This is a genomic window from Rhizobium sp. C1, from assembly GCF_021026335.1.
GTDB lineage: Bacteria > Pseudomonadota > Alphaproteobacteria > Rhizobiales > Rhizobiaceae > Ensifer_A.
The window spans coordinates 313,832-327,181 of the sequence record NZ_JAJNCY010000006.1; the positions used below are offsets into that span (position 1 = coordinate 313,832).

Here is a 13,350-nt window from a genome sequence, read left to right on the forward strand (position 1 = left end):
CCAGGAGACATCATGTCTGAAGAAACAGGCGGCAAACAGCTACTTCACCTCGTCTTTGGCGGCGAACTCAAGGACCTCGGCGAAATGCAGTTCCGTAATCTCAAGGAACTCGACATTGTCGGCATCTTCCCCGATTACCAGTCGGCGCTGACCGCCTGGCGGGGCAAGGCCCAGTCAACCGTGGACAATGCGCATATGCGCTACTTCATCGTCCACATGCACAGGCTTCTCGATCCGACCCACAAGGATTGATTGGCAACAGCCGGGCATGAAATCGACAAGGATTGCCGCTAGGGCGGCGTTCCTTGGGCGTTGTCTCGCTGAGAAGGGCTCGGAGCGAGCCGAAGCCCGAAGACGGGAAGGTTAAGCATGTCAAACACGATGGCGCGTTTCGCACTATCCGCCTACAAGTGGGCGGGTTTCGCGCTGTTTCCGTTGTTGACGCCCTATCTTGCTGTCCGTTCGGCCAAGGGCAAGGAAGACGCCGCGCGCCGCCGCGAGCGCTTCGGCCACCCGGGGCGCGATCGCCCGGGCGGCCCGGTCGTCTGGTTCCATGCGGCCAGCGTCGGCGAAACGACGGCAGTCATCCCGCTGATCCGTGAAGTGCGCAAGCGCGACATTCAGGTCGTGCTGACGACCGGCACGGTGACATCCGCCAAGGTCGCGAGCGAGCGGCTGGACGAAAGCGTCATCCACCAGTTCGTTCCCCTCGACATCAAGCCTGCGGTTGGCCGCTTCCTTGATTACTGGAAGCCGGATCTCGCCATTATCGCGGAATCGGAAATCTGGCCGGTCACGCTGATGGAGCTGGGCGAGCGCCATATTCCGCAAATCCTGGTCAACGGCCGTCTCTCCGACCGGTCCTTTGCCCGCTGGCGGCGTTATTCGGGTCTCGCGGAAGAGCTGTTCCGCAATCTTGCTCTGGTGATTGCGCAGTCCGAATCCGATGCAGCCAAATATACGGAACTCGGCGCATTGCCGGTCACCGTGTCGGGCAATCTCAAGGTCGATAATGACACGCTGCCCTATGACGCAGATGCATTGGCGCGCTACAGGAGCCAGCTCGGGGCTCGCAAGACCTGGGCCGCCATCTCCACCTTCGACAAGGAAGAAGCCGCTGCCGGCCGGGTGCATCAGCGCCTGAAGGCGGCCAACGGCCTGCTGACCATCATCGTGCCGCGCCATCCCGAGCGCGCCGACGAGATCGAGAAGGAACTGAACGAACAGGGCCTGAAGGTCGCCCGCCGCACGCGCAAGGACCCGATCACGCCCGATACGGATATCCTGCTTGGCGACACCATCGGCGAAATGGGCCTTTATCTCCGCCTGACGGAAATCGCTTTCGTCGGCCGCTCGCTCTATGCCGAGGGCGGACAGAACCCGATGGAGCCGGCGGCCATCGGCTGCGCGGTGCTCTCGGGCGGCAATGTCCAGAACTTCCGCGACAGCTACCAGCGGCTTGCCGCCAATGGCAGTGCCAAGATCGTGCGCGACGAGGACATTCTGGCCAAGGGCGTACATTACCTGATGAACAACGACCCGGTTCGCCGCAAGATGATCGAGGCCGGCTTCGACACCGTGCAGGGCATGCGCGGCGCGCTGACCGCCACGATGAAGAGCCTTGAACCCTATATCAGCCCGCTCGCCATGAAGGCGCGGCTGGATTCCCGCTGAGGCTGCGACACGATGGCGATTGCCGGCATACTCTTCGACAAGGACGGCACTCTGCTCGATTACTTCGAGAGCTGGTCGCCGGTGAACCGCAAGCTGGCGCTTCTGGCGGCCGAGGGCGATCAGGCGCTCGCTGACCGGCTCCTGCGCGCCACGGGCATGGACCCGGAAACCGGGCATGTCGTCGCCGACAGCCTGCTGGCTGCGGGAAACACGCAAGAGATTGCCGAAGGCCTCGTCGCGGCGGGGTCGACACTCTCGGCCCGCCAACTGGTCGAGGATCTGGACTGGCTGTTTGCCGAAGCCGCCGAAAACGCCGTTCCCGTCACCGATCTTGCCGTCTTTCTCGGCCGTCTCAAGGCGCGCGGCTTCAAGCTCGGCGTGGCCTCCAGCGACAACGAAATCTCGATCCGCCGCACTGCCGAGCGCCTTGGCTTCGCCCCCGTGCTGGACTACATCGCCGGCTACGACACGGGCTATGGCTGCAAGCCGGAGCCGGGCATGGTTCTGGGCTTTGCCGAGGTCGCCGGGCTTGTGCCTTCGGAAATCCTTGTCGTCGGCGACAACAGCCACGACATGATGATGGGTCGCAACGCCGGCGCCGGTATGACGATCGGCGTTCTGACGGGGACCGGAACGCGCGAAACGCTGGGCCCGCTCTGCGACTATTGCCTCAATGACATCACCGAGATCGAGACGGTCATTTAAGCGGGGCCTTGCCAACGGGCGGGAATCGCGGTTTTGGTGAGGCAATCGGCAAACGCGGGGGAGTGAGCGACCATGGTTTCCGAATCCCCGCCCTTCTGGTGGACGAAAATCGGCTGGCAGGCGGCGCTGCTTTCTCCCGTCAGCCTGATCTATGGAGCCATTGCCGGCCGCAACATGCGCCGCGCGCGCCGCGCGCCGGTCGATTGCCCGGTCATCTGCGTCGGCAATTTTACGGTCGGCGGTGCCGGCAAGACACCGACGGCAATCGCGCTTGCACATGCCGCAACGGCGGCCGGCTACAAGCCTGGTCTTCTGAGTCGCGGTTATTCCGGCCTCATCTCCAAGCCGACGATTGTTGATCCGCATCATCATCGTGCCGTCGATGTCGGCGACGAGCCGCTGCTTCTGGCGCGTGCAGGGCTGACGGTCGTGGCCCGCAACCGTCTGGAAGGCGCAAAGACGCTGATCGCCGAAGGGGCCGATATCATCATCATGGATGATGGCTTTCAGAGTGCCCGCATTGCCATCGATTATGCGCTGGTCGTGGTGGATGGAAAGCGCGGCATCGGCAACGGAATGGTCATCCCCTCAGGCCCCGTGCGTGCGCCGCTCAAGGAACAGATCCGCCATGTGACGGCCTTGCTCGCCGTCGCGGGCGGCCCGGCGGCCGATCCCTTCATTCGCCGCATGGCCCGCTCCGGCAAACCGGTGCTGGAGGCGCAGGTCGCTCCGGTCAATGCAACGGACCTGGCTGGCAAGAGGGTCCTTGCCTTTGCCGGCATTGCCGACCCGTCGAAATTCTTCAAGAGCCTGGCCGATGTCGGGGCCGATGTGGTCGCCACCCGGCCCTTTCCCGATCATCATCATTTCGCCGAGGATGAAATCCGATCCTTGGTGGAGGATGCCTTGCGCGATGGTTTGATGCTCGTGACGACGGCCAAGGACCGCGTACGCCTTTCCGGGCATCACGGAATTGCCGACGCGCTCCTCGAACGGCTGACGGTTCTGGAGATCGAGATGGTTTTCGACGATCCCGCAGCGCCCGGCTTGATCGTCGATCAGGCGTTTGCAAACTTCCGCAAGCGCAAGTTCCCCTTGAAGGCGCTTAAGTGAATGTCAGCGGGGCCGGGCTCAGCGATGCTGGTTCGGCAGCGCGCCGGCGCGCTTCTCGGCCTCGAGCGAGGCGGCTGCATCGCAATAGGCTTCCTGCCGCGCAACGCTCCAGTATTTCATCTCGTCGATCGGGATATGCTTGCCGGTAATGGCGCAGATCACATAGGAGCCCGGCGCGAGAATCTGGAAATCGCCATCCAGAAAACGAATCCGCGCCTCGCGCCCACCGGGTCCTTCAAAGCGGTTCATCCTCTGTCTCCTGAACAGTTTGCCTAAAATACGTCGTCCGCGCATCCCTTCGCCATACCAGACTTGCGTAAGGCGAACAATGCGGACGGCCCGGATATCAACTCCGCCCGAATAGCCGTTCGATGTCGGCGAGCTTCAGCTCTATATAGGTTGGCCGCCCGTGATTGCACTGGCCGGAGCCCGGCGTCGCCTCCATCTGGCGAAGCAGTGCATTCATCTCCTCCGGCCGCAGCCGCCGGCCGGACCGGACCGATCCGTGACAGGCCATGGTCGCGGCGAGATGGTCGAGTCGCGAGGCAAGCGTATCGGCTGTGTCCCATTCCGCGATCTCGTCGGCCAGTTGCCGGATGAGCCCGCCAGCGTCGATCTCGCCGAGCATGGCCGGCGTTTCACGCACCGCAATCGCGCCGGGGCCGAAACGCTCATAGGCGAGGCCAAATGTGTCGAGCGCTTGCGCATGCTCCATCAGCCGGTCGCAATCCTCCTCCGGGAGATCGATGATTTCGGGGATCAGCAACGCCTGAGAGGGAATGCGCCGCGACCGCATCGCCTCGCGCATGGCCTCGAATACCAGCCGTTCATGGGCGGCATGCTGATCGACGATCACGAGCCCGTCTTCCGTCTGCGCCACGATATAATTTTCATGCACCTGCGCCCGCGCGGCGCCGAGATGAAACCCGGCGGCGGTCGGCCCGGCGGAGTGCGGAGCAGGGGCCGGCGCCTGTTCGGCGGTTTCGGCTCTGGCTGAAGGCGTCGCAAAGGCCTCGAACCCCGCCTGCAGCGCTTCTGCAAAGCCCGGCCCACGCTCTTCGCGCAACGGACGGAAGGGAGAGGACTGCGGCGTCCAGCCGGCGTTCGGCGCGCGATAGGCCGCGCCACTGCCGAAGCTGCCGGACTGGCTCGCCGGCCGGAAGGCCTGCATCATCGCGGCCGTGCCCGTGGTCGAGGCGCGCGCGCCGTCGCGCTGCAGTGCCTCGCGGATCGCGCCGATCAAAAGTCCGCGGACAAGCCCCGGATCGCGAAAGCGCACGTCCGACTTGGCCGGATGCACGTTGACATCCACCAGCGCAGGATCGAGCGTCAACCAGAGAACGGCAACCGGATAGCGGCCCGATGGCACGGTTTCGGCGTAAGCCGCGCGCAGGGCCGAGAGAAGCTGGCGGTCCTGCACCGGCCGCCCATTGACGAAGAGATACTGATGCGCGCTATTGCCCCGGTTGAAGGTCGGCACACCCGCAAAGCCGGAAAGCGCGATATCCTCGCGCTCCGCATCGATCTCGATGGCATTGTCCTTGAAGTCGCGGCCCAGCACCTGCGCGATGCGTGCCAGCCGGTCGTCGCCGGCACCGGCAAATTCGAGCGTCGTGCGGTCCTGGCCCGAGAGCGTGAAGCGGATTGCGGGAAAGGCGATCGCCATGCGCTTGACGACTTCGGTGACGGCGGCGGCCTCTGCCTTCTCCGTCTTCAGGAATTTCAGCCGCGCAGGCGTGGCGAAGAAGAGATCGCGAACTTCCACGACCGTGCCCTTGTTCGCGCCCGCCGGACGGACCGGCTCGACCTTGCCGCCGGTGATGCGGATTTCCGATCCTGCCTCCGCACCTTGGGTGCGGCTGGTGATCTGCACGCGCGCGACCGAGCCAATGGATGGCAGCGCCTCGCCGCGAAAGCCGAGCGTGCGGATATCGTCGAGCCCGGTGTCGATCTTTGATGTGCAATGCCGGCGAACGGCAAGTTCCAGATCGCCTGGCCCCATGCCGCAGCCATTGTCGATGATGCGCAAGAGGCTCTTGCCGCCGCCGGCAGTGGCGATTTCGATGCGCGTCGCACCGGCGTCGATGGCGTTCTCGATGAGCTCCTTGGTGGCGCTCGCCGGACGCTCGATCACCTCGCCGGCAGCGATCTGGTTGATGAGCGTATCTGGCAACTGTCTGATGGCCATGGTCTGGGAGAATCGTCGTGCTTTGGTTGGAATGGCTTTGCTCTTAGCGCAAATCCGCGCCTGACCAAAGCCGCAAGCCATGTTCAGGGTCGGCATAAATTGACCACAAGCCGATTTATGTCCCGAGATATTAAACCGTCCTTAAGGTCTTGCTGCCATCGTCTATCCCATTGGAATGAACACGTGTTTCCCCCTTTATGGGTGGGTATCTGTACATCGTTGCCGGACGTGTACCCCATGATATCCGCTAGGAAAACGCTCCAATCTGCACCGGCATGATCAAGGAAAGTCCAATCATGCCTGCATGCGGGTACAGAGGTCCTAATGGGTCATGTTGCGCCCATCGGCAGCGACATCGCAAACATCCTCTTCGAGACGTGCACTGACGCGCTCGAGACGGGCATCCTTGTCTTTTCCAAAGATGATCGCATCCTGTCAGCCAGCCGGAACGTCACCACCTTTTTCCCCGTATCCGAGGAATTTCTCAAGCGTGGAACAAGCCTTCGGGCCTTTCTGATCGCCCTCTTCGAAGTTGGGGGTCTGCCGAAGTCTTCTTCATCCTTCATCAACCCGCTCTCGTCGCGAGACCAATGGGTGTCGGAACGCATCGCGGCCATGTGGCACGAGCGCGGCGAGCACGAGATGCGGCTTGGCCGAGACCGGGTTCTCGAACTCACGACGCGGCGTCTGGCAAATGGCGCCGGTATCCTGATGGTGCGCGATCTCTCCGCCCGCCGCAAGATGGAGGATCGCTGGAGGGCCGATCTCGAGCGTGTCGCGATGACCGAGGAGATTCTCGACAATCTGCCTTCGATGCTCTTCGTGGTTGATCGCAACCTGACCTATGTTGCAGCCAACAAGGCCTATGGCCGATTCTTTGGAGTTTCGCCCGAAAACCTGCTCGAGCGGCGGCTGATCGATGTCGTAGACCCCGAGCGTGTGGAGCGTCACGAGGCCGAGATACGCGGCGTGCTGGCCACGGGAAAACCATCCGTGACGCGCGAATATGCCGAGCGCCATGGTGAAGAGGTTCTCCTTCTCACGCACCGCTTCCGGCTCGGCAATCCCGGCAACTATTTCGTCGTATCCCTGAAGCAGCCGGTTTCGGAAACCGATGGTGCAGAACTGGATTTGCAGGATGCGCTGAAGCCTGAAGCTCTCGCTACCGATCTCCATCCGCTCTGCGACGAACTGGAGGAATCGCGCATGCCGGAGCCGGCGCAGACCGGCGCAAGCACCGTCATTCTGCTCAGCAGCGACAACCGGTTTGGAAGCGCGCTCAATGAGGCGCTGCACGCATTCCGCTTCGATGCCTGCCATGCGGCAAGTCTCGAAGAGCTTCGCGATATTGCCGCAGCCGCACGCGAAGAGGGGCTGGTGATTGACCTGATCATGGCGGACGATGCGGATGTCGATGCTGCGGCTCTCGCGGCTCTCGGGATCACCGTTTTGCCGATCAGCCGAATGCGCCCGGTTCATTTCGCGGTTGCCGAGGCCGCAGCCGCCGTCGCGCATCGGTCGCGCTCGGTTTCCATCGAGATCGACACCGATTATCTGCCGGAGTTTCCCGAGCCCGACCATGTCCCCGAGACCGTGGGTTTCGATGTCGATCTGCTGGTGGTGGAAGACAATCCGGTCAATCAGGAAGTCTATGCGCAGATCCTTGGCGGACTGGGCGTCAGCTATGAACTTGCAAGGGACGGTGCCGAGGCCATTCGCCTTTGGGATATCCTGCGCCCCTCGCTCATGCTGATCGACCTTGGCTTGCCCGACATGGATGGCTCGGAGGTTGCCCAGCGCATCCGTTCATTGGAAACCGACCGCGTACCGTGCACGTCCATCGTCGGCGTCATGCCGAAGCTTTCCCAGGAAAGGCACGAGACATGCCTCGCGGCCGGCATGGACGAGACAATCGTCAAGCCGCTCTCGGTGGAGGCGATAGAAATGCTCTACAAGCGCCACATCCTCTCCCAGCTCGACAGACATCAGGAAATGGTGGCCGGCGGTTGATTCACTGTCTCGCGATGAAGCCCAGATGCCTTCTCATTCTATGAAATGTCAGCGGCAATTTCTGGTAGGAAGCCACTATCCATTTCTTAAACAATTTGTCTGCAAATGATTAACAACGACGTTCTAACCTAAAAAGACCTTCCCGGGAGATAGAGGTTTGGTGAAATCTGCCAACGCAGAGGCCATCCTGCCAGGAGAGCAGGCTGAAGGTTTCACCGATCTCCTGACTGGACTCGGAAATCGTAACCGTCTGTGTGAAAAGGTGAAGCAACTCGCGCTGGAACGTGCGGACGATCCGGCTCCCTTTACCATCGGCATCGCCAATCTCGACGGTTTTCGTCCCATCAACGATCTTTTCGGCCGGGAGGCGGGCGATGAAATCCTCTGCCAGGTCGCGCACCGCCTGAGCGCCTGCATGCCGAGCGGGGCGATTGTCACCCGGCAGGCCGGCGACGAATTCGCTTTCGTGCTGCCGCTTGTATTCGAACGCAACGGTGCGGAGCGCATCGGCGCCATGTTCAAGGAAGTGCTTTCCGCACCCTATGATCTCGGCGATCGCCACGTCCGCCTGTCCGCCTCGTTCGGTTTTGCGGTCTATCCCTTTGCCGGGGAGGATTTTCCCGATCTCTTGAAGAGTGCCGAGACGGCGCTTTATCGATCGAAACGCAAGGGCACGGGCCGCGTTACGGTCTATTCCAGCGAGATTGCCGACGAGATGCGGCGCTCGACGCAGATCGAACAGGCCCTGCGGAACGCGATTATCGCTGACGAGGTGGATGTTCACTTTCAGCCGATCGTCAATCTCGCCGGCGACGAGATCGTCGGCTTCGAGGCGCTGGCCCGCTGGACGGATGCCGATCTCGGCTTCGTTTCGCCCGCCATCTTCGTGCCCCTGGCTGAAGAACGCGGTTTTATCGATATTCTGACGGAAACGCTGTTGCGCAAGGCGGCAGCGGCGGCGGTCGCCTGGCCGCACGACCTTTTCCTGTCTTTCAATCTGTCCTCGGCGCAATTGACCGACCTCCGTACCAGCCAGAACGTCATGTCGATCATCAATCGCGTCGGTCTGGATCCGCGCCGGCTCGAACTCGAGATCACCGAAACCGCCGTGGTCGCCGATCCCGAAACGGCTGCCAAGATCATCACGAACCTGCGTGCCGAAGGCATTCGCGTCTCGCTCGACGATTTCGGCACCGGCCAGTCCAGTCTCGGGCGGCTGATGGACTTCAATTTCGACAAGCTGAAGATCGACCGGGCCTTCGTCTGCCGGATCACCCAGGACCCCGCCGCGGAACACATCATCAAGGCGATTATCGCGATGTGCGAAGGCCTGGGCCTGGAAGTCGTTGCCGAAGGCGTCGAGGATTTCGCGGAAGCGCTCAAGCTCAAGGCACTCGGCTGCGCCATGGCGCAGGGCTATTTCTATGGCAAGGCGATGGACCGCAAAGCGGTGAAGGCCTTCCTGGCCGAAAAATATGTCGATTTCACCGGGCAGTTCGTCCGCTACTGATCCCCGATCCTGGCGCGATCCCCAAAAACACAAAAGCCCGGCGCGAAGGCCGGGCTCAGTCTTTGAACGATACCGTTGCGCACCTCATGAATGGGGCTTGCCGGTCGGTGTGGCATGGCGAAGCTCTTCGTTGATTGCGTCCTGATGATAGGACGAGCTGCAATCCACGTAATTCTTGATCCGTTCGATATCCTGACTGCTGACGCCGCCTCGCTGGGCAAGGCGCGGAGACAACGGGAACATGTAGATCGTCGCAGACTTGCGATGATGATCCGTATGCATTGTTTGGCCTTTCACGGTTCGGTTGTGGGGTGTGCCCCGGGTATGGCAAGAATATAATCGAACTCGCAGCGGAATGCACATGAAATATCCTGAAAATGCAAAAAAAGTAATCTATTGCATATTATTTAGGCATAAAATCTCCGTCGGAATGGTTTTAAATCGGGTGGCGAAATTTTAATCGCGGTTTTAGGTCGTTTTTTCTGTTTCCAAGGTGCGGGATTAAGCCTTTGAGAATCATTCACTTCGCGCTCGCAGCAGAAAAAATGGCGCTGCCGGAGGCGTCTTTTTGCGCCGCAAAATCGAAGTTTTCCGGATTTTTTCGGCATGGGCGTCGAACTTGGCACGGTGTGTGCATGGAGACTGTCGGCCTGTGGCGGCGGCATGAAGCCGGAAGCCTGACCTGTAGCGGTTTCAAGACCGATCACATTTCAAGGATGAGAGAAACACAAATGACCAAGTTTAAGCTCGAGTATATCTGGCTCGACGGTTACAAGCCGGTTCCGAACCTGCGCGGCAAGACACAGATCAAGGAATTCGACGAGTTCCCGACGCTCGAACAGCTCCCGCTCTGGGGCTTCGACGGCTCGTCCACCCAGCAGGCTGAAGGTCACAGCTCGGACTGCGTTCTGAAGCCGGTTGCGATCTATCCGGATCCGGTCCGCACCAACGGTGCTCTCGTCATGTGCGAAGTCATGATGCCCGATGGCGTCACGCCGCATCCGTCGAACGCCCGCGCCACGATCCTCGACGACGAAGGTGCATGGTTCGGCTTTGAACAGGAATACTTCTTCTACAAGGACGGCCGCCCGCTCGGCTTCCCGGAACAGGGCTACCCGGCTCCGCAGGGCCCGTACTACACCGGCGTCGGCTACAAGAACGTCGGCGACGTTGCCCGCGAGATCGTTGAAGAGCATCTCGACATCTGCCTCGAAGCCGGCATCAACCACGAAGGCATCAATGCCGAAGTGGCCAAGGGTCAGTGGGAATTCCAGATTTTCGGCAAGGGCTCCAAGCGCGCCGCCGACGAAATCTGGATGGCTCGTTACCTGCTTGAGCGCGTTTGCGAAAAGTACGGCATCGACGTCGAATACCACTGCAAGCCGCTCGGCGATACCGACTGGAACGGCTCGGGCATGCACTGCAACTTCTCGACCAAGTACATGCGCGAAGTCGGCGGCAAGGCCTATTTCGAAGCGCTCATGGCCCAGTTCGCCAAGAACTGGAAGGAGCACATCGACGTGTACGGTCCGGACAACGACAAGCGCCTGACCGGCAAGCACGAAACGGCTCCGTGGAACAAGTTCTCCTACGGCGTTGCCGACCGTGGCGCCTCGATCCGCGTTCCGCATTCCTTCGTCAAGAACGACTATCGCGGTTACCTGGAAGATCGCCGTCCGAACTCGCAAGGCGACCCCTACCAGATCGCATCGCGCGTTCTCCAGACGATCGCCGAAGTTCCGTTGCCGGCTTCCGCAGCAGCCTGAGTTTTCAGCACCACATAATATTTGAGGGGAATAATACAGGCCGGGGCAGGTAACTGCCCCGGCATTTTTATGCCGGCTCCCCCCTTCGTGGAAGGTCACGCGGTCCATTCGGAAAACCGCGATACGATCGTGTCGCGAACATCGCGGACCGACCTGTCGCGCAACGCGTCGAAGCGCCAGCTCAATCCGAACGCATAGCGTGGGAAAGGATAGGGCGTTTCGCAAATGGCCAATTGGGACGAACTCGAGATCGCCAGCGCCGCATGGCTTGGGATCGTCGCTACCGCCTCCGTGCCGGCAATCAGAAACGGCAGGGCGGAAAAATGCGTGGTTGCCGCCCGAATTCTCCGCCGCCGGCCATGCTCGGCCAGAACGTCGTCTGTGACGCCCGTCAGCCCGGAATAGGATACGAGCAGATGCTCCATCTCCAGATAATCGTCTACGGTCAACGGCATCGTGCTTCCGCGCACGGCGGGATCGAAAATAGCGAGGTAATGCGAGGAGCCCAGCGACCGATGGCGGATACGGCTGTCAGTGAAACCCCCGGCGGTGATTGCGAGATCGATGTCACGTGCGTTCAGGGCCTCGACGGCCATAAGGCTGTTCGTCTGCCGGAACACAAGGCGGATTTCCGGACGCTCGACGTGGATTGCGTCGATGATACGATTGCCGAACGCGATTTCAAAATCATCGGAGAGACCGAGCCGCACAACCGAAGGCCTTTCCGCTGCTGCATTCTCCTCCGTGCCGAGCGTTCCCGCGACCATGGCAAGAGCGGCCTCTACCTGCTGCGCGATCACCACCGCTCGCGGAGTCGGGGTCAGTCCGCGTTGCGTCCGGTCGAAAAGAGGGTCGTTATAGGCGTTGCGCAAGCGTTTCAGTGACGCGCTGACAGCCGCCTGGCTGACACCCAGCCGGTGCGCTGCGCGTGTGGCATTCAACTCTTCCATGAGCGCCTTGAATACCCTCAGAAGGTTGAGATCGAAACGCTTGTCATCAATCATGTTGATAGCTGAATTTAGTGTAAGTTGTTTCATTTATGCCATGGAAGGGCGTATGACAAAAGAACGATAGCAGCAACAGGAGAAGCATGATGAGACCGCGCGAAATTCTGTTGGCGCTTTTCGTCGTCGTCGCCTGGGGCGTCAATTTCGTCATCATCGAGGTGGGGCTTGGCACCATGCCGCCGCTTCTTCTGGCGGCGCTGCGTTTCGCCGTCGCAGCCTTGCCGGCCATCTTCATCCCGCGTCCGCAGGTGCCATGGCCGCGCTTCATTTTCCTCGGCATCGTGCTCTTCACGGGGCAGTTCGGCCTTCTCTTTCTCAGCATGAAGGTCGGCATGCCGGCCGGGCTTGCCTCGGTCGTGATCCAGTCGCAGGCCTTTCTGACCGGCCCCATCGCCGCCCTCGTGCTGGGCGAAAAGATCGGCATCCGCCAGATGAGCGGCACGGGGATCGCCTTTCTCGGCCTTGCAGCCATCGCGACCACCGCCGGGGGTGGCGGGGTCACGCTTGCCGGCCTGCTCCTCTGCCTCGGCGCGGCGCTGTGCTGGGCCGTCGGAAACGTGGCGCTTCGCGGCGCGGGCAAGATCGACATGTTCGCCATGGTGACATGGCTCAGTATCGTCCCGCCGCTGCCGCTGCTGATCCTCTCCTATCTGTTCGAAGGTCCGCAGGCGATCGAGGCCGCCTTCCTCCACATGGGTTGGGCCGGTATCGGCGCGGTTGCTTATATCGCGATTGTCTCCACCAATATCGGCTATGGCATCTGGGCCTATCTGCTGAAACTCTATCCGGCAGCGCAGGTCGCCCCGTTCTCGCTCCTTGTCCCCATTGTCGGCATCGTCTCGGCAGCTTTGCTCCTTGGCGAACAGTTCGGCCCCGTTCGCCTTGCCGGCATGGTGCTTGTCTTCGCCGGCCTGATCGTTGCGGTCTTCCCCTTTGGACGGCTCGTGTCCCGCGGCAGCAGAATGTCAGGCTGACGCATCTGGAATGAGCAGGAGGCTTCCGGTCGTCCGGCCGGCCTCCATGTCCTCATGGGCCCGCCGTGCCTCGGAGAGCGGATAGGTGCCGCCAATGGAGCCCGCGACGCCTTGCGTCATCATGTCGAAGACGGAGGCCGACGCCTTTGCATAGGCCTCTGGATCGTTGATGAAGGCGATGACGCTGGGACGGGCGAGTGCCGCCGCCCGCGCGCTCAGCGCCGCGACGGGAACCGGGGGAATGGGCCCGGCCGGCTGGCCGAGGCTGGCAACCAGCCCGAAGGGGACCGTTGCAAAATTCGGGTGATGTGATTCACTTGGTTTGCAGCGGTTTGGAGAGGATGCGATGTCGGTTCGAGGGTCTGGGCAGTTCAGTTTTGTGGATGCGCTGATGCCGCAGGGC

Annotated in this window: 13 protein-coding genes; 8 read left to right on the plus strand and 5 right to left on the minus strand. The window is 61.4% G+C overall.

Features of this window, described 5'->3' with window-relative positions; translation table 11 throughout:
• The first annotated feature begins 12 nt into the window (after positions 1-12).
• The 4 genes from LQK83_RS15155 to lpxK all read left to right on the plus strand — a co-directional run bounded on the left by LQK83_RS15155 (position 13) and on the right by lpxK (position 3,492).
• Positions 13-252, plus strand: a complete 240-nt coding sequence (locus tag LQK83_RS15155) for a DUF4170 domain-containing protein (RefSeq protein ID WP_230838218.1) — start codon at positions 13-15, stop codon at positions 250-252.
• 117 nt (positions 253-369) lie between these two features.
• The gene (waaA, locus tag LQK83_RS15160) at positions 370-1,674 is read left to right on the plus strand and encodes a lipid IV(A) 3-deoxy-D-manno-octulosonic acid transferase (RefSeq protein ID WP_230838219.1); all 1,305 of its coding nucleotides are present in this window, start codon (positions 370-372) and stop codon (positions 1,672-1,674) included.
• Between the two features lie 12 nt (positions 1,675-1,686).
• A complete protein-coding gene (locus tag LQK83_RS15165; protein ID WP_230838220.1) occupies positions 1,687-2,379 on the plus strand; it encodes an HAD family hydrolase in 693 nt (230 codons plus the stop codon).
• Between the two features lie 72 nt (positions 2,380-2,451).
• Positions 2,452-3,492, plus strand: coding sequence for a tetraacyldisaccharide 4'-kinase (gene lpxK / locus LQK83_RS15170; RefSeq protein ID WP_230838221.1), 1,041 nt, complete (start codon positions 2,452-2,454; stop codon positions 3,490-3,492).
• Positions 3,493-3,510: 18 nt separating this feature from the next.
• Here lpxK and LQK83_RS15175 read toward each other — a convergent pair whose 3' ends face one another.
• Together LQK83_RS15175 and mutL are read right to left on the minus strand one after the other, a co-directional pair.
• Positions 3,511-3,741, minus strand: a complete 231-nt coding sequence (locus LQK83_RS15175) for a DUF2093 domain-containing protein (protein WP_230838222.1) — start codon at positions 3,739-3,741, stop codon at positions 3,511-3,513.
• A 97-nt stretch (positions 3,742-3,838) separates the two neighbouring features.
• Complete coding sequence (gene mutL, locus LQK83_RS15180) at positions 3,839-5,680, minus strand: DNA mismatch repair endonuclease MutL (RefSeq protein ID WP_230838223.1); 1,842 nt, start codon at positions 5,678-5,680, stop codon at positions 3,839-3,841.
• 324 nt (positions 5,681-6,004) lie between these two features.
• Between mutL and LQK83_RS15185 the strand changes: the two genes are divergently transcribed.
• Together LQK83_RS15185 and LQK83_RS15190 are read left to right on the plus strand one after the other, a co-directional pair.
• On the plus strand, positions 6,005-7,690 hold the full coding sequence (locus tag LQK83_RS15185) for a response regulator (RefSeq protein ID WP_230838224.1): 1,686 nt from the start codon (positions 6,005-6,007) through the stop codon (positions 7,688-7,690).
• Positions 7,691-7,847: 157 nt separating this feature from the next.
• Positions 7,848-9,200, plus strand: coding sequence for a putative bifunctional diguanylate cyclase/phosphodiesterase (locus LQK83_RS15190; protein WP_230838225.1), 1,353 nt, complete (start codon positions 7,848-7,850; stop codon positions 9,198-9,200).
• Between the two features lie 84 nt (positions 9,201-9,284).
• Here the strand turns inward: LQK83_RS15190 and LQK83_RS15195 are convergent, their stop codons facing one another.
• Positions 9,285-9,482, minus strand: coding sequence for a DUF2735 domain-containing protein (locus LQK83_RS15195; RefSeq protein WP_230838226.1), 198 nt, complete (start codon positions 9,480-9,482; stop codon positions 9,285-9,287).
• 449 nt (positions 9,483-9,931) lie between these two features.
• Here LQK83_RS15195 and LQK83_RS15200 point away from each other — a divergent pair, with 449 nt between their 5' ends.
• Positions 9,932-10,966, plus strand: coding sequence for a glutamine synthetase beta-grasp domain-containing protein (locus LQK83_RS15200; RefSeq protein WP_230838228.1), 1,035 nt, complete (start codon positions 9,932-9,934; stop codon positions 10,964-10,966).
• Between the two features lie 95 nt (positions 10,967-11,061).
• On the opposite strand, the gene LQK83_RS15205 is transcribed toward LQK83_RS15200, so the two are convergent.
• On the minus strand, positions 11,062-11,970 hold the full coding sequence (locus LQK83_RS15205) for a LysR family transcriptional regulator (RefSeq protein WP_230838229.1): 909 nt from the start codon (positions 11,968-11,970) through the stop codon (positions 11,062-11,064).
• An 86-nt stretch (positions 11,971-12,056) separates the two neighbouring features.
• On the opposite strand from LQK83_RS15205, the gene LQK83_RS15210 reads away from it, so the two are divergent.
• Complete coding sequence (locus LQK83_RS15210; RefSeq protein ID WP_230838230.1) at positions 12,057-12,947, plus strand: EamA family transporter; 891 nt, start codon at positions 12,057-12,059, stop codon at positions 12,945-12,947.
• Here the strand turns inward: LQK83_RS15210 and LQK83_RS15215 are convergent.
• The coding region (locus tag LQK83_RS15215; protein ID WP_230838231.1) for a zinc-binding dehydrogenase at positions 12,939-13,350 on the minus strand (412 nt) is incomplete at its 5' end. The two genes, LQK83_RS15210 and LQK83_RS15215, sit on opposite strands and share 9 nt — an antisense overlap.